Source organism: Bacillus cereus group sp. MYBK30-2 (assembly GCF_051915945.1).
GTDB classification, from domain to species: Bacteria; Bacillota; Bacilli; order Bacillales; family Bacillaceae_G; genus Bacillus_A; species Bacillus_A paramycoides.
The window spans coordinates 648098-670946 of the sequence record NZ_JBQAFR010000001.1 but is presented as its reverse complement, the minus strand read 5'-3'; the positions used below and the strand labels follow the sequence as shown (position 1 = coordinate 670946).

Here is a 22849-nt window from a genome sequence, read left to right as displayed (position 1 = left end):
AAGAGTGATGAAGGTGAAAGCACAGGATTCAATGGCTAATCAAACACAAGGACAGGGTAATACATATGAGGATAAGCCTACTAAAGTTTCTCAAGACTACTTTACAGGTGATTTTAACTTAGATTTGGAGACTATAAAAAAAGAAGCACTTGATAACTCGGACGTTTATTGTCGAGATTTTAACATAGGTGGGACAAACATTCGAGCAGTTCTTGTTTTTATAGAAGGGCTGTCAAATAAAGATCTTATTGATATGCACATTATGAAATCATTAATGTGTAATTTTCCTGATGAGTATAAAGATGAATCATCTAATATGAAAGATAGTGTTTCAAAAGAGTTTATTAAAAATCGAGTTCTTCCTATTAGTGGAGTAGAAGAAGTGCAATCTGTGCAAAAAATGATGTCAAAGGTGTTAATGGGTTCAACGGCGTTATTAATTGATGGACTATCAGATGTATTAATACTTAATACAAAAAAAGGAAAAACACGCAATGTTGAAGAGCCGATATCAGAGGGGACGGTCAGAGGTCCACGGGTAGGTTTCACAGAAGTTTTGTCGGATAATACTGCTTTGTTACGGTTACATGGTGAAAACGAAGGATTATCTTTAATAAAGTTTCATGTGGGAGAACGAGCAAAAAAAGAATTGGTTGTTGCCTTTATGAAAGAGATTGCTGATTCGGAATTAGTAGAGGAAGTTAAAAAGAGAATTCAGAAAATTAATATTGATAATGTGCCAGAGTCAGGTTATGTAGAACAACTTATTGAAGATAATTATCTTAGTCCTTTTCCGCAAGTACAGAGTACGGAACGCCCTGATAAAGTAATCGCTGCACTAATGGAGGGAAGGGTTGCAATTCTATTGGATGGAACACCTTTTGCGTTAATTGTTCCGGTTACATTTAGTATGATGATGCAATCACCAGAAGATTATTATGAACGTTGGATTCCAGGTACGCTTATTCGTTTATTACGTTTTGGAACAGCTGTTATTTCTCTTTTTGCTCCCGCTCTGTACATTTCATTTATTTCATTTCATCCTGGATTGATTCCGACTAAGTTAGCAATTTCAATTATAGGAGGGCGGGAAGGCGTCCCGTTTCCTGCAATTATAGAAGCGCTATTTATGGAGATTGCTATCGAAATTTTACGAGAAGCAGGGTTACGACTACCTAAGCCGATTGGTTCAGCGATGGGAATTGTAGGAGGATTAATCATTGGGCAAGCTGCTGTATCAGCTGGAATTGTGAGTCCAATAATGGTAATTGTTGTGGCGGCCACAGCTATTTCTTCTTTTGCACTTTCGCATTATAGTACAGCAATTCCATTACGTATTCTTCGCTTTGTAGCAATGTTTTCCGCCGCAATATTTGGATTATATGGAGTTATTCTGTTTTTCCTCTTTATATGCAGTCATATTGCAAGGCTTAAAAGTTTTGGTGTACCTTATGCTAGCCCGGCTGTCTTATATCAATTTACTGATTGGAAGGATTTTATGGTTCGTATGCCAATTCAGATGATGAAGCGGCGTCCGAAAATGTTGAATTTAAAAGACTATGTACGGAAAGGAAGTGAAGAGGAATGATTACGAACTCAAAGGACAAAATTCCCACTTCCCAAGCAATTGTTATTCTTATCAATTATATACTTGCTATCGGAATTCTCACCCTGCCTAGAACCGCGGCTGAGAAAGTGCAAACACCTGATGTTTGGATAACTGTTATTTTAGGTGGATTAATTGCGATGGTTGCGGGTGTAATTATCGTAAAGTTAAGTCAACAATTTCCTGAAAAAACATTTTATCAGTATAGTCAAGAAATTGTAGGAAAATGGTTTGGGGTGTTACTTAGTTTATTGATTATTAGTTACTTTTTTACACTTTCTTCATTTGAACTTAGAACGTTGGAAGGTATAACAAGTTTTTTTCTACTAGAAGGTACGCCTGACTGGGCTATTCTTATGCCATTCATGTGGATAAGTCTTTATTTAAATCTAGGCGGAATAAATGCGATAGCACGTTTATTTGAAATTATTTTTCCGATTACAGTTTTTATATTTTTAGTGACATCTTTTATGAGCATTGGAATATTTGAACTCGATAATCTTCGTCCTGTATTAGGATTAGGGATTGTTCCTGTACTAAAAGGTCTAAAAACAACAACTATGGCATATTCGGGAGCAGAAATTATGTTGTTACTTTTAGCATTTATGAAGAAACCGTCTCAAGCTGTAAAAGTTGTTATAATTGGCACTACGATTCCTTTACTTTTTTATGTTATTACAGTTGTAATGGTTATAGGAGCGTTTTCTATCGATGGTGTATTGGTGAGAACATGGCCGACAATTGACCTTATGAGAAGTTTTGAAATTCAAGGCTTAATTTTTGAACGGTTTGAATCTTTGTTACTAGTGATATGGATTATGCAAATCTTTGCAACGTATACAATTTGCTATTATGCAGCTGCTTTAGGGTTAGCGCAGCTCTTTAATAAAAATATTCATTCTTTTTTGTATGGATTACTCCCAGTAATATATCTTGTTGCTGAAATTCCGAAAAATATCAATGAGTTATTTGAATTTGGAAATATGCTTAGTAATGCAGCGATAATTTTATTTGGCATTCTTCCATTTCTTCTCTTTATGATTTCGAAGGGGAGGAAAAACAGGCATGAGCCAAAGTATTAAAAATAGAAAATTTTTTATAGGATTCACGTTAATTGCTTTTCTCCTATTACTTACAGGATGCTGGAGTAGTCATGAAATTGAGGAACTAGGTTTCGCTGTAGGTTTAGCAATTGATAAAGAAAAAGAAACAAAGATTGAGAAAGAAATCGAAGAAAAGGGCGGAGGATATAAGAAGAAGAATTTGATAACAACCACCTTTCAATTCGTTAAAGCACAATCATCGTCTGACGGAGGAAAAGGTGGAGTATCACAACAAAAAGCTTACATGAATGTTGCAGAAACAGGAGATTCACTTCATCAATCAATTCGTGAAGTTGCGTTAAGAAGGCAAAGGCCTATCATTTTTCATCATACGAAAGTGATAGTGGTAAGCGAAAGTATTGCCCGAACATATAATTTAACACAGTTATTGGACATCTATATTCGGGATAATGAGATGAGACCTAGTTGTTTTGTTATGGTTAGTAGAGGACAGGCTAGTGATGCGTTAAAATCAAAAGAATCAGGGGAAATTCCAGCATTTCGCTTAATTGAAATTGAGGATAATCAATATAGATCCTCACGAATTTTACCACCTATGCCGCTTGCTAAATTACCAGGAAAGGTGAAATCTGGGGCGAGTTTTCTTTTACCGAATGTAATTTCCATAAATGGAGAAGTGAAATATATTGGTGCTGCTGTAATTAAGGGGCGTACAAAAAAACTTCGTGGCTTTTTAAACGAGAATGAATTGGAAGGCTTAATGTGGATAACTGGAAAAGGGAAAAGTGGTCTGGTGAAAAGTTTTGATAAAAAGACGAAAAAACTTATTATGTATGAAGTGAAATCTATGAAAAGTAAAATTAAGCCCCATGTTAAAGGAAATAAAATCTCTTTTGATGTAAATATTCAGTCTGTGGGGCGATTATCCGAAAACTGGGCTGAGTCAGAGGAAACTTTTAAAAATACATTTCTCAAAAGGGCGGAGCAAGCTGCCCAACAGGAAGTGAGGCAGTTAGTGAAGCATACATTACAAAAAATTCAAAAGGAATATAAAACTGATGTTGCTGGCTTTAATACTAGTTTGAAAATCAAGTATCCAAAAGTATGGAAGAAAGTTGAAAAGGATTGGGATAAAGTGTTTAGTAAGACTCCAATTAAATATAATGTTAAGTTAACAATTGAAGATTATGGTACAGAAGGCGCTTAATGAATGAATAACATGAAATATACAAAAGCTCTGAAGCATGAATTTTTTTATGAATATGCTCCAGGGCTTTTTATTGTGCAGGTTTATTGTATTTTGTAAATGAATAAGAAGATAAATATTCCGTTTTAATATTCTTTATTTTATAATTATTTACAAGTGTTGGTAAATACAATCACTAAAAATAGGAGTGGAAAAATGACAATATTACCTATACGAAAAGATGAAGCCATAATTATTAATATGGCAAAACTATATTGTAAAGTATTTGATAAAACAAATTTTGATGAAATGGTAGAACGAATTATAAGACATATGGGATATACAGATTTTAAAGGAGCAGTAGCAATAAATGATGAAAATGAAGTAATTGGTTTTACTTATGGTTATCGCTCGTTGGAAGGACAGTACTATAATCAATTAATGAGAGAAGCATTAAATTCGGAACAAGTAGAACGATGGCTACAAGATTGTTTTGAATTTGTAGAGTTAGCAGTTCACCCAAAATATCGAAATGAGGGGCTTGGGACGAAATTACATAATGGATTATTAGAAGGAATTCCAAATAGAACGAGTGTATTAACTACACAAATAAACAATCAAAAGGCGCGTTCTTTATATGAAAAATTAGATTGGGTGAACGTATTGGAACCATTTCATCCAAGTAAAGATAATGCTCCGTATGTAATAATGGGGAAAGCTATTAAAACGAAAGTAAACTAGTAACTAATTTGTTCACATAAGTTATTTATGAAAATTAAGGGGAAAATGAAATGACGATAATATCTATTGAAAAAGCTACAATTTTAGATGCTGAAAAGTTAACAGAAATAATGAAAAGAACATTCGATGAAGAAGCAAAACAATGGTTGCCTGATCAAGAGAAAATTATAGATTATAACATTCAACCACCAGGATATTCTTCAGTTGAGATGACTATATATTCGATTGAAGAATTGAATTATTTTAAAGTTATACTGGATGAAGAAATTGTCGGTGGAATTATAGTTACGATTTCTGGTAAGTCTTACGGTAGAATAGATCGTATATTTGTAGATCCTATTCATCAAGGGAAAGGAATTGGATCACAAGTTATCGATTTAATAGAAGAAGAGTTTCCAAGCGTAAGGATTTGGGATCTTGAGACGTCTAGTAGACAAATTAATAATCACCATTTTTATAAAAAAATGGGCTATGAAACAATTTTTGAAATGGAAGATGAGTTTTGCTATGTAAAAAGAATAAATACATCTTCAAGTGAAGAGAACTTAGTTAAAAATAAAGATATGAAAAGTGGACAATACGAAAACTGTAATTTGGCAAATACAGAGTATTATCAAGTGAATTTAAAAGATAGCTCATTCATTAATAGCAATGTAATGCATATGAACATGAGTAATTGTAATTTAAGTCAATCAAAGTTTAAAAATATTAATCTAAGGAACTCCTCATATTCAGATTTAAATCTTTCAGGCAGTAAATTTAATTTGGTGACTTTAGGTGGAGTTCAATTTAAAAATACAAGCCTTGGAGAGGAGAAGGAGTCAATTTCTTTTGAAAGATGCGATCTTGAAGGTAGTAAAGTAATTAATTGCAATCTTAATAATGTTGAAATACAAAATAGTGATATAACCGGTATGAAAATAAATAATATTCCTGTAGAGGAACTACTTGAATTGTATAATCGGGTGAATAGTTAAAATAAAGGTCGCGTGGATTTTTCTAAGTGGTAGAGCTAAGAGTGCTGGGTTTGAAAAACGTTATTATACTGAAATAATTATATAAAAATGACATGATTAATTGAGGTAAAAAAGGATTTTTACATTGCGTATTAGAATGTACATATGATTATTTGAATGGAGGGGAAAAGATGGGGATTAACATTAGAGCAGTAGAAATACAAGATGCTAGAGCAATTCATCGTATATGCATTCATGATGATGTGTTACCTTATATGGTTTTCTTACCTAGTATGCGTGTAGATGCGATGGAGAATAGAATTCGAAATTTAGCACCGAACCAATTTGAATTTGTTGCAGAATATGATGGAGAAGTTGTTGGATTTGTCGGTTTAACCCAAAGTCCAGGACGTAGATCTCACTCGGGAGATTTATTCATTGGAGTAGATAGCGAATATCACAATAAAGGAATTGGAAAAGCGTTACTTACAAAAATGCTTGACCTTGCTGACAATTGGTTAATGTTAGAGCGAGTAGAACTTGGGGTATTAGACACGAATCCCGGAGCGAAAGCATTATATGAAAAGTTTGGATTTATTGAAGAGGGTGTAAAGATTGGGAATTTGAAGGCTCATGGGAAATTTGTTAATGAAATTATGATGAGTCGTTTTAGACCAAATGGTTTGATTGTACATAGTCAATAAAATGTCAATTTTAGTACAAGAAAAAGCATGACAAATCTATGTCATGCTTTTTTATTATTAATCACGATTCGGTAACTTTGGCTGAAGTAAAAATAAGCTTAAACCAATGAAAATAAGTGAAATCCCTGTACCTTGTTGCAATGATATCGTTTCATTCAAAATGAAATATGCTAATATACAAGTTCCAATCGTTTCTCCTAATATACTCATTGAAATAACTGTAGTACTCATCCATTTTAATAACCAATTGAAAATTGTTTGTCCTAAGATCGTCGCAATGAATGCTAGACCTAAAAAGGACCACCATGTTTGTGCAGAGTAATTGAAGAAAGATGACTGCTGCGTATAAGCAAATATGCCGAGTAGGAGTGAGCTACTGCCATAACTTATTACTGAATAGGGTATAAGAGATAAATTTTTACGAACGTGTTGACTAATGAAAAAGTAAGCTGTTATGATTCCGGCTGCTATAAAAGCTAAAATATCTCCATATAAAGCTTCGCCACTAATTTGGAAATCTTGCCATCCGATTACGATACTTCCTGAAATTGCAATGAGGCAGCCTATAATTGCACCTTTCGTAAACCTTTCCTTAAATAAAAAATAACCTCCGACCATTGAAAATAAAGGTTGCAAAGTTACGATAACTGTAGAACTAGCTACAGAAGTATACTGTAATGATTCAAACCAAAGTACATAATGTGCAGCTAGAAATAGTCCTGATAAAAGACCGAATCCCCATTGTTTTTTTGATAATGAGCACAGTTCAATTCGATTTTTTGTATTAAACATGAGAAACGGTAAAAGAATTAGCGTCGCAAAAAATAATCGGTAAAATGCGATGATTGCAGCAGGAGCATCCGCTAATTTTACAAAAATTGCTGAAGTTGATAAGGCGAATACACCGAAAAATAATATAAAATATGAAAGAAAAGGGGATCTCATAGTTTGTCCCTCCGATAGATTGTTTATTATAATAAACTAAATAAGATATAATGTACAAAAGTAAGTATATAAGTCTTGGATGAGATAAGGAAGGATTATTTGTTTTTGTTTAGTATGTCAGCACATAAGGAACGAAACATACAATATGATGGACGAAAGGAAGTTTTTACTATGATACATTATCGACTCGGACAGACTGTATTGAGTTATCGTAAGAAAAATAATATGACAATTCGTGAGTTTGCTGATTATGCAGGAATCAGTACTTCACTAATTAGTCAAATTGAAAGAGGACATGCAAATCCTTCTTTAAATGTATTGGAATTAATAGCGAAAGCATTAAATGTACCATTATTTACTCTTTTTATTAACGATATTGATACAGATTCGCTCATTTCAAAGAAAAAGGATCGTAAAAAGGTTTATCGAGAAAATAATGATCACATTGTTTACGATGTATTAACACCAGATTTTATGAAAGCTCGTATTGAAATGTTAATGATGGATTTAAATGGATATGCAAATACAACAGAAAGTCACTATTCCCACGAAGATAAGGAAGAAATTGCTGTTGTAATGAAAGGGGAAGTATATGTTGAATTAGAAGGGAATGAATATTTTTTAGAGGAAGGAGATGTCGTACGTATTCCTCCTAATGTGAAACATCGCTTTTTGAATAAAAGTGATGAAATGAACCACATCTTATTTGTGTTAACCCCGTCATTAAGTTAAAAATATTAAATAAAATGGGGAGTAGCCCTCTAAAATTATAGAGGGCTACAAAGGAATAACATGATAGAAATCTTGAAGTACCTAAATATGCGTGTGTATTTTTTTCGCTAGGTAAATATTGTTTACCTAAGGCAAATATACACTTAAAATTCATTTTCGTCAATAAAAAACGAAATAATGAGAATATTTAAAGGCGAAAAATTTGATAAAAGAAATAAACAAAAATAAGATAGTTCCATGACTATCAAACAAAAAATTCAGATGAACAAAGAGTGAAAATTTTTAAGGCCTTGGCAGAGGTGAAACGTATCGAAATTGTACATTATTTGTTACATACTAAATATGGTAGAAAATTATAATGATCTGTAATAAGGGGCTTAGTGTAAATCTCTTTTTTGTTTTTAGTGTATTTTTTTCAAAAATGTAATATTTTACATATGCATTATACTTTTACTTACTATGTAAGTAGGCTATACTAAAATACATATATTTTGAAATTGGAGCGAATAAAGACGAAATGGAAATAGTAAAGTTAGAGAAAGTAATTGAAGTGAAAAAAGAAGAATTATTGAATCTAGTCTCAAATTATGGACTTCAAGACGAAAAAGTAATAGCACTTAGCCAAGAAATTGACAAATTAATAAATTGGTTTATGTTTTTAAAATAGAAAGAACTATGACATGGTTTGTATATGTTATAGTTCTTTTTTATATGGTAATTTAGAAATATGTTCGATATACTATCAATAAACAGAATATTCCATCTAAACGGAGGGAGATAAATGATTTTACATACGCATATTTCAGGCGAAGGTGAACCAATTGTGCTTTTACATTCAGGTGGAATGACAGGTTTAGTAGAGTTTGAAGAACAGGCAGAATTTTTTACAGAAAAACAGTATAAAGTAATCCGTCCTGATTTGAGAGGGCATGGAGAATCAGGAGGTACATTAGATAACTATTTTCTTTGCTCTGCTGATGATTTGAATGATACGCTAGAATCTTTACAAATTAGTAGCTGTCATATAGCAGGCGTTTCATTGGGGGGATTAGTAGCATTACTATTTGCAAAGAAATATCCGAATAAGGTAAAAACATTAACATTTTCAGGTATATATCCAGTTAAGTCAGAAAATTGGGAAGAACGCGAGATACAAGAGGCGAAATATCATAAGCGATTGTTTGAAAATGAAGAATTTGTAACATATATGAATCAAATTCATGTGAAAAGCGATTGGAAAGCATTACTTGAATCGTGGCAAGTTAAGGATTGGTACCCATTCCATGATACGAGTGATGTAGCTAATCTTCAAGTACCTACACTGTGTATTGTCGGAGGAGATTCGGAAGATGAAGTTATAGCTGCTACAACTTTTAAACAATTAAATAATAATATACATATTGCGGTTATTCCGTTTGCAGGTCATCTAGTACATAGCAATCAACCAGAAATGTATTCGAATATATTGTCTAATTTCTTACAGAATGCGCAAGCTGCTAGTCGAGTATGATGATTTTTGGGTATAATAATATAGGATTTATTAATTGTATCGGTTAGGAGCGCAGCATATATGAAAACAGTCGTTGTCATCGGTGGAGGTATTACTGGACTTTCTACTATGTTTTATTTAGAAAAATTAAAGAAGGATTATAATATAGATTTGAATTTAATCCTTATTGAGAAAGAAGAGTATTTAGGTGGTAAGATCCACAGTGTGGAAGAAAATGATTTTATTATGGAATCAGGGGCAGATTCTATCGTTGCTCGTAATGAATATGTTATGCCGCTTGTAAAAGAATTGAATCTAGAAGATGAAATGGTATATAACGAAACAGGTATTTCCTACATATATTCTAATAACATATTACATCCCATTCCGTCTGACACTATATTTGGGATCCCTATGAGTGTTGAATCATTATTTAGCAGTACGCTAGTCTCAACAAAAGGGAAAATTGTTGCTTTAAAAGATTTTATAACGAAAAATAAAGAGTTTACGAAGGATACATCACTTGCTGTATTTTTAGAAAGTTTCTTAGGGGAAGAGTTAGTTGAAAAACAAATCGCTCCTGTGCTTTCAGGTGTATATTCTGGTAAATTGAATGAGCTTACAATGGCATCTACATTGCCTTATTTACTGGACTATAAGAATAAATACGGAAGTATTATTAAAGGTTTTGAAGAGAATAAAAAACAGTTTCAGTCAGCAGGAAATAAGAAGTTTGTATCATTTAAAAGTGGACTTTCTGTGATTATTAATCGCTTAGAAGAGGTGCTTAATGAAACTGAAATTAAAAAAGGCGTTGTAACGACAACGGTAAGTAAAAAAGATGATCAATATGAGATTTCTTTTGCAAATCATGAGGCAATACAAGCGGATTATGTCGTTTTAGCAGCTCCGCATGATATCGCACAAACCTTATTACATTCTAATGAGTTAAATGAGCAGTTTAATAAGTTTAAAAACTCGTCTCTTATTAGTATTTACTTAGGTTTTGACATACCAGATGAACAACTACCGGCAGATGGTACAGGGTTTATCGTTTCAGAAAATAGTGATTTGCATTGTGATGCTTGTACATGGACGAGTCGGAAGTGGAAACACACGTCTAGTAAACAAAAATTGTTAGTAAGAATGTTTTATAAGAGCACAAATCCAGTATATGAAACGATTAAAAATTATAGTGAAGAAGAATTAGTACGAGTTGCTTTATATGATATTGAAAAGAGCCTCGGAATTAAAGGCGAGCCGGAAGTAATTGAAGTTACAAATTGGAAAGATTTAATGCCGAAATATCATTTAGAACATAACCAAGCTGTTCAAGCATTACAAGAAAAATTAGCAGCTCTTTATCCAAATGTATATTTAGCTGGCGCTTCATATTACGGCGTAGGAATTGGTGCTTGTATTGGAAACGGAAAGAATACGGCCAATGAAATAATTGCTAAAATTAAGTGAAACGCATAATGAGTAGTTTTAAAATACATAAACAAAAACATCCCTCCAGTAAAAAAAGAGGGATGTTTTTATTTTACGGTAAGTATTATTTTTTTATTTGTTTTGTTATCTTGCTGAATTGTTAATGTTACCTTTCCAGATTCTTTAAAGGTGTATGGTGATAGTTGATAAATTTCTTCAATTTTATGTTTTTCTTTTAACTTACTTGTAGATATGGACGATATAGTAGGTGTCCAAATTTCTTGTTTACCTGAAGGATAGTCGATTTTTATTTGCGGGTGTTCTAAATGTATTGGTTCCCAAGAAACAAAATACACTTTAGTTTTTACATCTTTTTTCAGTAATTCTTCTGAGAAATAACCGAATTCGCCAACATTACCGAAAACAGTGTGATTTTGTAATTGTAATTGTATATCTAAATGACTAGGTTGATACGTTACTGCGTGATAAATTCCGTATGAAAGAGAAAGTGCGGCAGCGATTAAAATACCAATTGAAAATGTCTTAAAGCTATTTCCTTTAAAACTTGTCATCATGAATGAGTTTGGTGTGAATTTTTTTGCGAATAAAAAAATGAGTAAAATAAATAGAAGTGCTAAGCCAATGAAAATATACATAAAGTTTATACACCTCCGTAAGAAGAGTTGCAACCTCCTAAATTATAACATAAAAGTATATGTTATAATTTAGGAGGTTGTTTTTGCAGGGGAAAAATACACCTGTGTCTATCTCTTCGTTAATGAGTTAGATACACTTCTCAGACTTACCGGATTTTTAAGTGAGAATGGAGACAAACAGCACGTTGTTATTGGGTGTTAGTTGCGTATAAAGAAAAAACAAAGAGAAAATCATCTCTTTGTTTTTTCTAATTTCCAAGAGCCAAATATTAATAAGCTACCAATAATAAAACAAATGACAATATTGACTGTTATTAAAACAGGGAACATCGGAATTTCGTTATGGATTCCTTTCCCAGTAAGGACTACGAATACGTCATTTAATGGTATACGATAAATGAAACTAAGTACTAATATAAACGTAATTAATAAAATTTGATTTATCATACTTCCTAGTTTAGACCAGCGATTACGAAGTAATAAGCTAGAATCTTTAAGGGAACTAGTAGCGGCGTATGCGAAACGATTTAATTGTCTTGCTTGTAAAGATGAGAAGAAACCGACTAGTAAACCACCGATTGGTAATGTCCATGATAGTATTGTACATAGTATACCTAATAATGCGCCCACATTTGTTACTGTTATCGGGTGATAAGAGTTAAAGTGATGGAATAGTTTGGATCCTAAAAATAAGGATAAAATAATCCCGATTCCATATGGTAAATAAACGCCATAAATCATGAAAGTGCTGCTTTCCTGTGACAGTGCAAAGAATGTGCCGTACAATAAGAAAAAATTAACGATCATTCCTTGTGTAAATCCAAAGTAATAAATAAACTTAGGTAATTGAAACTGAAATTTTACTTTAGTGATGTATACAGTTAGTAGTGCTATTGCAACAAGGATGGTGACGATTAATAGTACAAGTAGCAGTTGTAAATTTATTTCACGAGTCGCTTTCATAAGGAAAAGTAGCGTAGTAAAGAGAATGAATAAGAAAAATGAAGGCACTGAAAAATAGAATGAGTTCTCTATTGTGACTTCGTATGTTGGCATTTTTCTTAAGGATAAGTAACAAATACAAAGAGCGATTCCGTAAAATATAAAAGCTAAACTTGGATGATTAGAATTAGCAGTAAATAAAATAAGTGGAACAATCAATATAACTGTTAATAGCGCAAAAAGATATTGATTCATTTTCATTTTACTACCAAATAAAAATTTTTCATGATATTGAGTTGTTGTATAAAGTGGTAATAAAATACTTGATGCGATTCCCATAAAAAGGGCAGAGAGTTCAATCCAAATTGTTGAAAAAGTAGCTAAAGATCCGCAAAAAGTTCCGATTATCGCAAGCGCAAGAAAGTGTAATAATTGTTCACGTGCGTTTATTTTTGTTTTAAAAGAATGAATAAGAAAAGCGCCTGTATATTTAAAAGTGTAGAAGATAATGAGAGGGAACCATCTATATAAAATTGTGTTGTATGAATTTCCAATAATGATAAAAAGGAAATAAGGTAAAAAGATAATTGTGTTCATGAGAGCGTATGTAAAATAATTATATTTTGTCATAAAAACAACCTCTTTACAGTTCTTGATAATTAAAGTATAGCATGCGGCCTGAATGGTAATCAAAGGGCAAGAAGGTATACCATTAGTTCATATAGAATAAAAAGGATAAACGTCATTAAAAATGTTTGATTAGTGGGACATTGAGGACTTTCCTAATTATAAATATTTTTTCTGCTATAATAAATTAGTAGAGAGAAAGGAGTGATCCTATGGCATTTCCTATGTTAGAAACAGAACGCTTGCGCTTAGTTGAAATAGAACAATCTTATTGTCAAAAAATATATGAAATATTTTCATTGGATGAGGTAACGTGTTATTACGGTATGAATTCTTTTACTGAGTTTGGACAAGCTTCACGTATGATTGAATCTTTTTCGAAAAATTACTTTGAGAAAAAGGCAATACGTTGGGGGATTGTATTAAAAGATACAAATACTTTAGTAGGGACAATTGGATTAAATAATTTACAACTTTGGAGTAAACGTTCAGAAATTGGATATGATTTGCATCCTCATTATTGGGGGAATGGTTATGCTTCTGAAGCTGCTCGAGAAATTATTACTTATGGATTTCGCGATTTAGGTTTATTTAGAATTGGAGCTATTACATATCCTGAAAATATAACTTCGTGTAACATGTTATCTAAATTAGGTTTCCAAAAGGAAGGGCTGTTACGTGGATATATTCATCAAGGAAATAAACAGCATGATGCATTAATGTATTCTATTGTAAGAACAGATGTTGAGGATTTTCATTATTAATAAAAAGCCCCTCTTATTAAAATAAGAGGGGCATGTAAAAATTAACCTAACTTAGGTAATAAACGTTCTCCGCTTTTCATGCTACTTTTACATAAAGGGCATTTAGGCTCTTCTTCAAATGAAAAGTTCTTTCTCATCCATCCTAAACAATCCTCTGATTCACATTCCCAGACAGGGGTTTGTTCTGGTGGTACTTCTGCTACATCGTTCTTTCGATTGCGATACATGTAACCACTCCTTTTATGTAAAAAATTTTAGTTATATATTAAAAAGGTTGTTAACCGAGCTGGTAACAACCTTTTTATTGTTTAAATTATAGCTTTACAACGTTTTTAGCTTGAGGTCCACGGTTACCGTCTTCAACTTCAAAGCTAACTTCTTGACCTTCGTCAAGAGACTTGAAGCCGTCGCCAGTGATAGCTGAGAAGTGAACGAATACGTCGTTACCGTCTGCAACTTCGATGAAACCGAAACCTTTTTCGCTGTTAAACCATTTTACTTTACCTGTTAATGTCATGGTAATGCCTCCTAAAATTTAAAAAGATTACAATATGATCGGCCTTATTTGAATGAAAATAAAAGTTCACATATTATCAAAAACCCATAAGGAGTACAAAATATCCCTGATTGATACTTGATAATATGCAAAGAAAATATAGTGTTAAATTGACCTTAATTACTATCTTACAACAAATGGTGTGAAATAGCAAGTGTTGGAAAAATCAAGAAAAAACAGGTGGATTTATAGCAAAAGGCACAAAGACATCTTTTTTATTTATATATTATTCCTAATTTGAATTTATGCAAAAAATTGATGTAAGAAAAAATGTAGAGCAAATATTAATAATGTATTATTTATGGTAAAATATGGTTTATCTATTGGTGGTAATTAAATATTATAAAAGGAGGAGAGAGAGTTGAAAAATGATTCATTTAATATCATTGAGGCAGCAAAAATAGGGAAGAGAAAAGTACACCCTATTTTTGCTGTAATATTAGCTATTATATTTTTGACTTTGGGCGAATTTTTTATGCTGTTTATGCTGTTTTTACCGAAGGCTGAAACGACATTCATGAAAGGGATTTATGATAATGTTAGAATGCTGTTAACATTTGGAGGAGCTATATTCATTTTATTTATATGGGTTCGTTTTGTAGAAAAAAGACCTTTTTCGTCCATTGGTTTTTGGAAAGAGCAATGGATGAGAAAGTATTTGAAAGGTGCGTTAATAGGGTTTGTATTTATTTCAATACCAGTTATTTTACTACTATTAATGGGAAGTGTAAAATTACAAGTACAACATATTACCTCAACAGTGATAGTAGGAATAGTAGGATCTTTAGTTGCATTTTTAATACAAGGGGCAACGGAAGAAATTATTGTACGAGGTTGGTTATTCCCGGTTCTTTCTGTTAGAAGTCGTATATGGGTTGGAATAATTGTTACTTCTTTTTTATTTGGGTTTCTTCATCTACTCAATCCAGGAATTACAATATTATCTATATCGAATATAATATTAGTTGGTGTTTTCGCAGCTTTATACGTATTGAAAGAAGATGGCCTGTGGGGAATATGTGCATGGCACTCAATTTGGAACTGGGCTCAATATAATGTATATGGTTTTGCGGTTAGTGGTACAACTGTATATTCCACTCCAATTTTTAAGTCTATAACAAATGGACCAGAAATGTTGCATGGAGGCTCATTCGGAATTGAAGGTAGTATTATTACAACAATTATGCTCTCTATCGCTTCAATTGTTTTATGGAGACAGTTATGGGGTAGAAAAGCGAAACAACGAGATTTTAGTTAATGAAAGTGGGAGAAACTATGGGGATTTTAGCGTTTGAAGGAGCTAGTGCTGTTGGTAAGAGTACAACGTGTCGTGAATTAGAAAAAAATTATGGTGCTTATATTATACCTGAGGTTAATTTTTTATTTGAAAGACCAAAAAATGAACATAGAACATGGTATTTTGAAAAACAAGTAGAGCGCTGGAATATAGCAATGCAGAAGTCGCAGCAATATGAGTTAGTAGTACTTGATGGGGATATTTATCAGCCACTTAGTTATAATTGGTGTTTCCATTTTGATATATTTAATCAGCCGTTATCTTTAATAAAAAACTTTTATAAAGAAAAGATGATTAATGAAGAAATTGGTTTTCCGGATCAATATTTTTATTTATATACGAGTGATGAAGAGCTTAGAAAACGGAAAGAGTCTGATAGGAGGAGAAAAAGAAGCAACTTTGAAAAACATTTACATATAGCTAAACCGTTCCAGCGTTATTATGAAAATTTAAATAACGTTACAGAAGGGTGCTGCAAGTTAATCGAAGCGAAAAGCGTAAGAAATAATGAATTGGAAATTGTGAAAAGGTTAAAGGACTTGAAAGTGAATGAAGAAAGACGTTTTGATGTTTCGAGGCTAGATGCTATTACGAAGTGGTTAAAAGAGAATCGTGCATATTAAAAAGCGACGGGTGTCTTATAAGGCACCCGTTGTTTTTTTATTTAAATGCAATATGTATACATCTACTTTATGTATTAACCTGGCATAAAGTTAAAGTAAGTATAATTGTAAGAAATAAAATTTGGTCATTCGACAGAATAATCTTTTAATTTACTTAGAAAAGAAATACAATATAAGGAAATCTATAAAAGCTTTGCTATGTAGTTTAGGAGGAATAGGTGTATCAAAAGTATTAAAAGGTTTATTGAAATAATTCTATTAAAGTAACTAATTATTACTGGTGAAAGGAGACTAAATTTAAGCATGAAGAAAGTTATTATTTCGGATCTAGATGGGACTCTATTAAGAAGTGATAAAACCATTTCAGAGAAATCTATTAATATTTTGAGGGAATGTAAAAATAAAGGGAGTGAACTGATTTTTGCCACGGCAAGACCTCCAAGAGCCATTAACCAGTATATTCCTAATATACTAAAGAATGATATTATCATTTGTTATAACGGGGCTCTTGTACTTAAAGGTAATGATACTTTGTATAAAAAGGAGATTTCTAGAAATGTCATTTTAGAAATTATAGAAAAAGCAAAAAAGTATAACTTAAATAATATTTGCATTGAAATAAATGATAAGCTGTACTCAAATTTTGATGTTACTGATTACTTTGGCAATGTGCCGAATGAAGTTATAGATGTAAGAGAGCTAGACTTCAAAGAAGCTTTTAAAGTGATTCTTTGTACAAAGGATTCAATAAATAAGAATTTAATTAAAGAACTTCCTGTCGAATGTAATGCAGTCATTACAGATAACGGAACATTGTGTCAAATTATGCATGCGGAAGTTTCAAAATGGAATAGTATTCAACATGTTCTTCAGCACCTTAATTGTGAAGAATCTGACGTAATTGCATTTGGAGATGACTATAATGATATGGAAATGATAGAGAAGTGCGGTATTGGTGTAGCGATGAACAATGCTGTTGAGGAATTAAAATCAGTCGCTAAATTTATTGCAAAAAGTAACGATGAGGATGGCGTTGCTACATTTTTGGAAAGTAATAATTTTGTTTATGTTAATTAGTGTGAGGAAATGAATGGAAGTAAATTGTAAAAAAAGAGATGCTACATCTGTTTTTGATAGATATAAACTATGAATAGGGATATTTGGGAGGAAACAAGCGGGATGAAAACACTATTTAAAATATTAGGGATTATAGCTGGGATGGCGGTAGTTGGAGTAGGTTTAACGTATGGTATGCTGTATTATATGAATCATAGTAAACCGACAGCAAAAAAGACATCGCCGGCAGCTCCGGCAGTAGAAGTGTTAGCTGATAGTAATGTAAAAGCGGAAGATGCAAAGCTTTTAGAAAATGGGAATTATTCGTTACCGAACAGTGGATTTAATAAAAATTTTAAATGGACTGATGAGAACATACAGACTGCATTACATGAAATGACACATCAAAAAACGAAAGCAGATCAAAAGTGGGGCTATATTTTTATCACACAAGAACGTATTGAAAGTTTACTTGATATTGTAAATAGCAATGATCTTGTACAAAGAAGTGCATATATAGATATTTTAGAACGATGGAAACAAGGAAAATATGAAAAGGTCGATGCTGATCACAACAAGATTTGGAAATTGCAAAGCGGGAATTTAGGAGAAGGAAAAGGAATTATGTCACAAGCGGAACAAAAAGAATTAATTAATCAAGTATTTATGCAAAAAGGTACATATTCAGGAAGTAAATTAATTGCAGGTGGGGGACAACCTAATAAATAAGATACATATCGATTTTGAAACATCTTTGTTGTTAAAAGCGCAAAGGTGTTTTTTATTGACATTAGAAATAAATGGGAATATGATTCATATATGAAATAATATAGAAAGGCTTATAAAATACATATGAATAACAGGGAGTTATACGGAAATATTCGTGATGTTTACCATCTACTACAAAAAAATTTAGATAAAGCAATTGAACAGTATGATATAAGTTATGTTCAATTTGGAGTAATTCAAGTACTTGCGAAATCTGGGAAAGTTTCTATGTCTAAGTTAATTGAAAACATGGGATGTGTTCCAAGTAATATGACAACAATGATTCAACGGATGAAGCGGGATGGTTATGTTATGACAGAGAAGAATCCAAATGACCAACGTGAAACACTTGTTTATTTAACTAAAAAAGGTGAAGAAACAAAAAATCAAGTAGATGTGCAATATGGTGATTTTTTAAAAGAGAACTGTGGTTGTTTTACGAAAGAGGAAGAAGAGCATTTGGAAGCTTTGTTAATAAAGTGGAAGAAGCATTTGAATTAAATATAATAAAAATGTAACACTCTGTTGCATTTTTATTTATATAAATACTTCATATATGAAATAATAACTGATGCAACAAAAAGAAGGAGGGTAATTATAGATGTTTATTTCATATATGAAATAAAGGGGGAGTATTATATGGAAGTAAATTCAATGATACGTATTTTGGCAATTGTGGCATTTTTTATTGGGCTAGATTCATTGCTTGTGGCACCTTTATTACCAACTATTACAGAAACAATGAGTATTCCTGATGGGAGTGGAGGACTTTTAATTACTATTTACGCTCTTTTTTATGGAATAACAGCACCTTTATTCGGGCCTATGTCTGATAAAGTAGGAAGGAAACGTATGATTGTAATTGGGTTTGTTATTTTTTCAGTTTCTACATTTTGTACAGGAGTAGCAAAGAGTTTTGAAGTTCTTTTAATATTCCGTGGTTTAACAGGTTTATCCGGCGCGATGGTTATGCCAAGTATATTTGCATTAGTAGGAGATAAAGTAACATATGAGTCAAGGGGAAAAGCAATGGGAATGATTATGGGAGCAATGGTAGGCTCGACAGTAATTGGTGTACCTATAGGGGCATTTTTATCTGAAATAGGAAATTGGCAGTGGACATTTTATAGTGTAGGAATAGTAACTTTATTTATTGCATTACTAGTAAATCAGCTATTGGAAAATGAAAAACCGAGAAATGAGGTGCGTGTTTCTGCAATGAAAGCGATGATTGCATCATTAAAAATGGTTATAGTAAATGTACCTGTTTTATATGCATTATTAGCAACGTTTCTATGGACAATTGGATTGCATGGAATGTTTTCATACATAGGTGTTTATTATGGGAAAAACTTTGGATTATCCGTTGGCGAAATTGGTATTGTCATTTTTCTTGCTGGAGTAGGTAGTGTGGCTGGGAATATACTTGGGGGAAAGTTAGCTGATAAAATTGGGAAAAGAAACGTTGTTTCCATTGCTAGTATTGTAGTTTCGATTAGCGTGATGATATTCTCACTTTCTATAGAAAAGTTGGGAATTGCAATTGCTGTACATATAATTTGGAGTTTATTTATTGGATTTGGTCAAGCTTCATTAACGGCTTTAATTTCAGAATTAAAACCAGCCGTGCGAGGGACTGTTATGGCATTAAATAGTTCTGCCATGTATATTGGTATGACTATTGCTTCGGGAGTAGCTTCACTTGCTGTAAGTAATGGATTACCGTTTTCTTCTTTAGGAATAATGTGTGCAATTGCTAGTTTACTTGTTCTTCCAATCGTATATGTTCTAGTTAAAGAAAAGGAAACATCTAATAAAAAGAAGATGAGTATCTAAGTTATCTTTTAGAAAAATGAGTTGATATTCTTCAAAGGGTATCAACTCATTTTTTCTTTAATACTGTTTCTATTATACTTATATCTTTTTTAATAGTGTAAGAAACGATTGTAAAATGGGTGATATCCATCTAGTTTTATGATAGATCACATGACTTTGAATGACTGCTGGAGTTTCGATAGGGTGAAAATATAGTTGCTCTTTTTGACAATTTTCTTTTACAACGATGTAAGGGAGAATAGAGATTCCTAACTCGCACATAACGGATTGTTTAATCACTTCAACATTGGAAGTCTCAAATGTTTTATCAGGAATATTCCCGCTTTGACGTAAATAACGATCTACCATCGGTCTATAGCCGCAACTTTGTTCTGTAAATATAAACTGAGTTTCCTGTAATAAACGGAATGGATCAGTGTTGGCAGGGGAATGAGCAGGTAAAATCCATCCAAATACTTCATTACAAAAAGTATGTGTAATAAAATCATTATGTTCTATAGTTTCTCCAATTAAGAAGATAATATCGGTTTCTCCTTCATGTAGTTTTTTCATTGCTTGTTCATTTGTATTTGTTTCAAGAACGATATTTACTTTCGGATGTTCCTGTTTGTAAGTACGTAATAATGGTGGTAAACGATATACTGCTAATGATTCGTTAGACGTAATAGTTAATGTCCCTTCCAAATAATCATTACTTTGAGGGATTTCTTGCGCTTTTTCATAAATAGTAAGTAATTCTAATGCGTACGGATGAAATTGATGACCTGCTTTTGTAAGAAGTACTTTTTTCCCTAAACGATCAAAAAGAGGAATGTGTAAATCATTTTCTAATGCTTTAATGTGCGCTGTAACAGTAGATTGCGCATAACCTAATGCATGAGCAGCTTTGGAAAACCCACCATATTTAACAATGGCACAAAATGTTTTAACATGCCTTATTTCCATAAATGATACCTCTTTTATTATCATGATTTGTGAATGATTATATCATGTATTTCAATTTTTCAAATGATTAAATTTCTTTTAAAATTAAATTGTGGAGAAATTCATTCAAGCGATATTGGAGGAGAAAACATGAGTGAAAAGGGCTATCATGTAGCTATAGTTGGGGCTACAGGTGCAGTAGGTCAAAAAATTATTGAACTGTTAGAACGAGAAACAAAGTTTAATATAATAGAAGTTACATTGCTTTCGTCAAAACGCTCTGCTGGTAAAACAGTACAATTTAAAGGGCAAGAGATTATTATACAAGAGGCAAAAACAACTAGTTTTGAAGGGGTAGATATTGCATTTTTTAGCGCTGGTGGAGAAGTTTCTAGACAATTTGTAAATCACGCAGTATCTAGCGGTGCGATCGTAATTGACAACACAAGTGAGTACCGAATGGCACATGATGTACCGCTCGTTGTTCCAGAAGTAAATGCACACACTTTAAAGGAGCATAAAGGTATCATTGCAGTTCCGAATTGCTCAGCGCTACAGATGGTAACGGCCCTTCAGCCGATTCGAAAGTCATTCGGTTTAGAACGGATAATCGTTTCCACATATCAAGCTGTATCAGGCTCAGGAATTCATGCGATTCATGAATTAAAAGAACAGGCTAAGTCAATACTTGCAGGTGATGAGGTGAAGAGCGATATATTGCCCGTAAAAAAAGATAAAAAACATTATCCAATTGCGTTTAATGTATTGCCTCAAGTGGATCTATTTACAGACAATGATTTTACATTCGAAGAAGTAAAGATGATTCAAGAAACGAAGAAAATTTTAGAAGATCCAAATTTAAGAATGGCAGCCACTTGCGTCCGAGTTCCAGTTGTATCTGGGCATTCAGAATCGGTTTATATTGAACTTGAAAAAGAAGCGACCGTTGCAGAAATTAAAGAAGTACTATTGAATGCACCAGGTGTTATTTTACAAGATAATCCTAGTGAACAAATTTATCCAATGCCATTATATGCAGAGGGGAAAAGGGAAACATTTGTAGGTAGAATACGCAAAGATCCTGATACACCAAAAGGATTCCATCTTTGGATAGTTTCTGATAATTTATTAAAAGGTGCCGCTTGGAACTCAATCCAAATCGCAGAAACATTGGTGGAAAAGGGCATTATTTAGCGTGGGGTTATTTGGAAATTAGAAACTGTAAGAGTTTCTGGGAAACCGTTAATTATTATGGTTTCCCAGTTTTTTTCTTAATGAGTATTTTCCTAACTTCAATTAAATTTTAATTGAAGTTAGTTTTTATAGTATTTTTATAAATATCAACTTTATCTGCAGAGAATTTTAAAGCTCTAGGCTTGCCGTTAATTGTAAGGTTAATATTAATTGTTAAAGGCATTTCGACCTTTTTTACTACATCTTCTATAGCAATATACTCATCTGCTTGTTCGTTATAAAAAACAACGGAACTAATTAATACCTCGTTATTTTCAATATCAATACTACACATCATAGGAAATTTCTCTCCATTATTTAGTATTAATTCTCCCGATACTATTGAACCGTTTAACTCTTCTGTAAAATTTATTGTTTCCACGGGTTTTACCCACGTCTCATCGCACTCTTCGTTTTCCTCTTCATCTATTGCCCATTCCCATATTGGGTTTTGTTTTAAGTCTTCAATAGTTAATTCGTCAATTGGTTTGCTATTACTCATTAAAAAGTACTCCTTTTCTCCTGATAAATGGATGATTAAAACAACTTATTCTTTAATTGTACAATGCGGCTATTTGTAATCCTATAAATACAAGTTTGCTCGTTTCAATAAATAGTTGATTGCCAATAAGAAGTTTCAATGTAGAGTATTATCCATTTGAATTTATTTAATCTAGTTTTGAAATGTTGTATTTATCTTTACAATTCTTTAA

25 protein-coding genes are annotated in these 22849 nt (G+C 32.4%); 18 read left to right on the top strand and 7 right to left on the bottom strand.

The window, feature by feature from the left end:
- Positions 1-7 precede the first annotated feature (7 nt).
- From ACTFQM_RS03530 to ACTFQM_RS03505, 6 genes are all read left to right on the top strand, one after another.
- Positions 8-1588, top strand: a complete 1581-nt coding sequence (locus tag ACTFQM_RS03530) for a spore germination protein (RefSeq protein ID WP_440033468.1) — start codon at positions 8-10, stop codon at positions 1586-1588.
- On the top strand, positions 1585-2688 hold the full coding sequence (locus ACTFQM_RS03525) for a spore germination protein (RefSeq protein WP_440033467.1): 1104 nt from the start codon (positions 1585-1587) through the stop codon (positions 2686-2688). Before ACTFQM_RS03530 ends, ACTFQM_RS03525 begins: the two co-directional genes overlap by 4 nt.
- Positions 2672-3877 carry a Ger(x)C family spore germination protein gene (locus ACTFQM_RS03520; RefSeq protein ID WP_440033466.1) on the top strand — a complete coding sequence of 402 codons (1206 nt, stop codon included), beginning with the start codon at positions 2672-2674 and terminating at the stop codon, positions 3875-3877. The genes ACTFQM_RS03525 and ACTFQM_RS03520 overlap by 17 nt, the downstream gene beginning before the upstream one ends.
- Before the next feature lie 195 nt (positions 3878-4072).
- Positions 4073-4597: a GNAT family N-acetyltransferase gene (locus ACTFQM_RS03515; RefSeq protein ID WP_440033465.1), complete on the top strand. Its 525-nt coding sequence runs from the start codon at positions 4073-4075 to the stop codon at positions 4595-4597.
- Between the two features lie 50 nt (positions 4598-4647).
- Entirely contained in the window at positions 4648-5574 is a 927-nt protein-coding gene (locus tag ACTFQM_RS03510) for a GNAT family N-acetyltransferase (protein WP_440033464.1), read from the top strand.
- A gap of 170 nt (positions 5575-5744) precedes the next feature.
- On the top strand, positions 5745-6257 hold the full coding sequence (locus ACTFQM_RS03505) for a GNAT family N-acetyltransferase (RefSeq protein WP_440033463.1): 513 nt from the start codon (positions 5745-5747) through the stop codon (positions 6255-6257).
- A gap of 57 nt (positions 6258-6314) precedes the next feature.
- Here ACTFQM_RS03505 and ACTFQM_RS03500 read toward each other — a convergent pair whose 3' ends face one another.
- Complete coding sequence (locus tag ACTFQM_RS03500; RefSeq protein ID WP_440033462.1) at positions 6315-7202, bottom strand: DMT family transporter; 888 nt, start codon at positions 7200-7202, stop codon at positions 6315-6317.
- 99 nt (positions 7203-7301) lie between these two features.
- Between ACTFQM_RS03500 and ACTFQM_RS03495 the strand changes: the two genes are divergently transcribed.
- The 4 genes from ACTFQM_RS03495 to ACTFQM_RS03480 all read left to right on the top strand — a co-directional run bounded on the left by ACTFQM_RS03495 (position 7302) and on the right by ACTFQM_RS03480 (position 10893).
- The gene (locus ACTFQM_RS03495; protein WP_412675993.1) at positions 7302-7934 is read left to right on the top strand and encodes a helix-turn-helix domain-containing protein; all 633 of its coding nucleotides are present in this window, start codon (positions 7302-7304) and stop codon (positions 7932-7934) included.
- A gap of 517 nt (positions 7935-8451) precedes the next feature.
- Positions 8452-8601, top strand: coding sequence for an aspartyl-phosphate phosphatase Spo0E family protein (locus ACTFQM_RS03490; protein ID WP_002171929.1), 150 nt, complete (start codon positions 8452-8454; stop codon positions 8599-8601).
- Positions 8602-8715: 114 nt separating this feature from the next.
- Entirely contained in the window at positions 8716-9444 is a 729-nt protein-coding gene (locus tag ACTFQM_RS03485; RefSeq protein ID WP_440033461.1) for an alpha/beta fold hydrolase, read from the top strand.
- Positions 9445-9504: 60 nt separating this feature from the next.
- A complete protein-coding gene (locus ACTFQM_RS03480) occupies positions 9505-10893 on the top strand; it encodes a protoporphyrinogen oxidase (RefSeq protein WP_440033460.1) in 1389 nt (462 codons plus the stop codon).
- Positions 10894-10961: 68 nt separating this feature from the next.
- Here the strand turns inward: ACTFQM_RS03480 and ACTFQM_RS03475 are convergent, their stop codons facing one another.
- Positions 10962-11510: a hypothetical protein gene (locus ACTFQM_RS03475; RefSeq protein WP_440033459.1), complete on the bottom strand. Its 549-nt coding sequence runs from the start codon at positions 11508-11510 to the stop codon at positions 10962-10964.
- Positions 11511-11741: 231 nt separating this feature from the next.
- Positions 11742-13082 carry a hypothetical protein gene (locus ACTFQM_RS03470; RefSeq protein WP_440033458.1) on the bottom strand — a complete coding sequence of 447 codons (1341 nt, stop codon included), beginning with the start codon at positions 13080-13082 and terminating at the stop codon, positions 11742-11744.
- A gap of 209 nt (positions 13083-13291) precedes the next feature.
- On the opposite strand from ACTFQM_RS03470, the gene ACTFQM_RS03465 reads away from it, so the two are divergent.
- Complete coding sequence (locus ACTFQM_RS03465) at positions 13292-13843, top strand: GNAT family N-acetyltransferase (RefSeq protein WP_440033457.1); 552 nt, start codon at positions 13292-13294, stop codon at positions 13841-13843.
- A gap of 41 nt (positions 13844-13884) precedes the next feature.
- Here the strand turns inward: ACTFQM_RS03465 and ACTFQM_RS03460 are convergent, their stop codons facing one another.
- Positions 13885-14070 carry a cold-shock protein gene (locus ACTFQM_RS03460; protein WP_000286203.1) on the bottom strand — a complete coding sequence of 62 codons (186 nt, stop codon included), beginning with the start codon at positions 14068-14070 and terminating at the stop codon, positions 13885-13887.
- Between the two features lie 86 nt (positions 14071-14156).
- Positions 14157-14360, bottom strand: coding sequence for a cold-shock protein CspD (gene cspD / locus ACTFQM_RS03455; protein WP_000176365.1), 204 nt, complete (start codon positions 14358-14360; stop codon positions 14157-14159).
- Between the two features lie 400 nt (positions 14361-14760).
- Between cspD and ACTFQM_RS03450 the strand changes: the two genes are divergently transcribed.
- The 6 genes from ACTFQM_RS03450 (at position 14761) to ACTFQM_RS03425 (ending at position 19979) form a co-directional block, all read left to right on the top strand.
- Positions 14761-15657 carry a CPBP family intramembrane glutamic endopeptidase gene (locus tag ACTFQM_RS03450; RefSeq protein ID WP_440033456.1) on the top strand — a complete coding sequence of 299 codons (897 nt, stop codon included), beginning with the start codon at positions 14761-14763 and terminating at the stop codon, positions 15655-15657.
- Positions 15657-16319 (top strand): chloramphenicol acetyltransferase, encoded by a 663-nt coding sequence (locus ACTFQM_RS03445; RefSeq protein WP_440033455.1) that lies wholly within the window; start codon positions 15657-15659, stop codon positions 16317-16319. Before ACTFQM_RS03450 ends, ACTFQM_RS03445 begins: the two co-directional genes overlap by 1 nt.
- 303 nt (positions 16320-16622) lie before the next feature.
- Complete coding sequence (locus ACTFQM_RS03440; RefSeq protein ID WP_440033454.1) at positions 16623-17396, top strand: HAD family hydrolase; 774 nt, start codon at positions 16623-16625, stop codon at positions 17394-17396.
- A gap of 102 nt (positions 17397-17498) precedes the next feature.
- Complete coding sequence (locus tag ACTFQM_RS03435; RefSeq protein WP_071719840.1) at positions 17499-18104, top strand: PRK06770 family protein; 606 nt, start codon at positions 17499-17501, stop codon at positions 18102-18104.
- A gap of 123 nt (positions 18105-18227) precedes the next feature.
- Positions 18228-18644, top strand: coding sequence for a MarR family winged helix-turn-helix transcriptional regulator (locus ACTFQM_RS03430; RefSeq protein WP_440033453.1), 417 nt, complete (start codon positions 18228-18230; stop codon positions 18642-18644).
- Positions 18645-18782: 138 nt separating this feature from the next.
- The gene (locus tag ACTFQM_RS03425; protein WP_440033452.1) at positions 18783-19979 is read left to right on the top strand and encodes an MFS transporter; all 1197 of its coding nucleotides are present in this window, start codon (positions 18783-18785) and stop codon (positions 19977-19979) included.
- Positions 19980-20057: 78 nt separating this feature from the next.
- Here ACTFQM_RS03425 and ACTFQM_RS03420 read toward each other — a convergent pair whose 3' ends face one another.
- Positions 20058-20948, bottom strand: coding sequence for a LysR family transcriptional regulator (locus ACTFQM_RS03420; RefSeq protein ID WP_440033451.1), 891 nt, complete (start codon positions 20946-20948; stop codon positions 20058-20060).
- A 105-nt stretch (positions 20949-21053) separates the two neighbouring features.
- Between ACTFQM_RS03420 and ACTFQM_RS03415 the strand changes: the two genes are divergently transcribed.
- Entirely contained in the window at positions 21054-22097 is a 1044-nt protein-coding gene (locus ACTFQM_RS03415; RefSeq protein ID WP_440033450.1) for an aspartate-semialdehyde dehydrogenase, read from the top strand.
- A 109-nt stretch (positions 22098-22206) separates the two neighbouring features.
- Here ACTFQM_RS03415 and ACTFQM_RS03410 read toward each other — a convergent pair whose 3' ends face one another.
- Positions 22207-22638 carry a hypothetical protein gene (locus ACTFQM_RS03410; protein ID WP_440033449.1) on the bottom strand — a complete coding sequence of 144 codons (432 nt, stop codon included), beginning with the start codon at positions 22636-22638 and terminating at the stop codon, positions 22207-22209.
- Positions 22639-22849: the final 211 nt, after the last annotated feature.

Coding starts and splice junctions, on each gene's coding strand:
- ACTFQM_RS03490 (WP_002171929.1), top strand. CDS start 8,452: ATGGAAATAGTAAAGTTAGAGAAAGTAATTGAAGTGAAAAAAGAAGAA.
- ACTFQM_RS03435 (WP_071719840.1), top strand. CDS start 17,499: ATGAAAACACTATTTAAAATATTAGGGATTATAGCTGGGATGGCGGTA.
- ACTFQM_RS03500 (WP_440033462.1), bottom strand. CDS start 7,202: ATGAGATCCCCTTTTCTTTCATATTTTATATTATTTTTCGGTGTATTC.
- ACTFQM_RS03530 (WP_440033468.1), top strand. CDS start 8: ATGAAGGTGAAAGCACAGGATTCAATGGCTAATCAAACACAAGGACAG.
- ACTFQM_RS03430 (WP_440033453.1), top strand. CDS start 18,228: ATGAATAACAGGGAGTTATACGGAAATATTCGTGATGTTTACCATCTA.
- ACTFQM_RS03425 (WP_440033452.1), top strand. CDS start 18,783: ATGGAAGTAAATTCAATGATACGTATTTTGGCAATTGTGGCATTTTTT.
- ACTFQM_RS03445 (WP_440033455.1), top strand. CDS start 15,657: ATGAAAGTGGGAGAAACTATGGGGATTTTAGCGTTTGAAGGAGCTAGT.
- ACTFQM_RS03440 (WP_440033454.1), top strand. CDS start 16,623: ATGAAGAAAGTTATTATTTCGGATCTAGATGGGACTCTATTAAGAAGT.
- ACTFQM_RS03520 (WP_440033466.1), top strand. CDS start 2,672: ATGAGCCAAAGTATTAAAAATAGAAAATTTTTTATAGGATTCACGTTA.
- ACTFQM_RS03475 (WP_440033459.1), bottom strand. CDS start 11,510: ATGTATATTTTCATTGGCTTAGCACTTCTATTTATTTTACTCATTTTT.
- ACTFQM_RS03525 (WP_440033467.1), top strand. CDS start 1,585: ATGATTACGAACTCAAAGGACAAAATTCCCACTTCCCAAGCAATTGTT.
- ACTFQM_RS03510 (WP_440033464.1), top strand. CDS start 4,648: ATGACGATAATATCTATTGAAAAAGCTACAATTTTAGATGCTGAAAAG.
- ACTFQM_RS03470 (WP_440033458.1), bottom strand. CDS start 13,082: ATGACAAAATATAATTATTTTACATACGCTCTCATGAACACAATTATC.
- ACTFQM_RS03505 (WP_440033463.1), top strand. CDS start 5,745: ATGGGGATTAACATTAGAGCAGTAGAAATACAAGATGCTAGAGCAATT.
- ACTFQM_RS03420 (WP_440033451.1), bottom strand. CDS start 20,948: ATGATAATAAAAGAGGTATCATTTATGGAAATAAGGCATGTTAAAACA.
- ACTFQM_RS03480 (WP_440033460.1), top strand. CDS start 9,505: ATGAAAACAGTCGTTGTCATCGGTGGAGGTATTACTGGACTTTCTACT.
- ACTFQM_RS03515 (WP_440033465.1), top strand. CDS start 4,073: ATGACAATATTACCTATACGAAAAGATGAAGCCATAATTATTAATATG.
- ACTFQM_RS03415 (WP_440033450.1), top strand. CDS start 21,054: ATGAGTGAAAAGGGCTATCATGTAGCTATAGTTGGGGCTACAGGTGCA.
- ACTFQM_RS03410 (WP_440033449.1), bottom strand. CDS start 22,638: ATGAGTAATAGCAAACCAATTGACGAATTAACTATTGAAGACTTAAAA.
- ACTFQM_RS03485 (WP_440033461.1), top strand. CDS start 8,716: ATGATTTTACATACGCATATTTCAGGCGAAGGTGAACCAATTGTGCTT.
- cspD (WP_000176365.1), bottom strand. CDS start 14,360: ATGACATTAACAGGTAAAGTAAAATGGTTTAACAGCGAAAAAGGTTTC.
- ACTFQM_RS03460 (WP_000286203.1), bottom strand. CDS start 14,070: ATGTATCGCAATCGAAAGAACGATGTAGCAGAAGTACCACCAGAACAA.
- ACTFQM_RS03465 (WP_440033457.1), top strand. CDS start 13,292: ATGGCATTTCCTATGTTAGAAACAGAACGCTTGCGCTTAGTTGAAATA.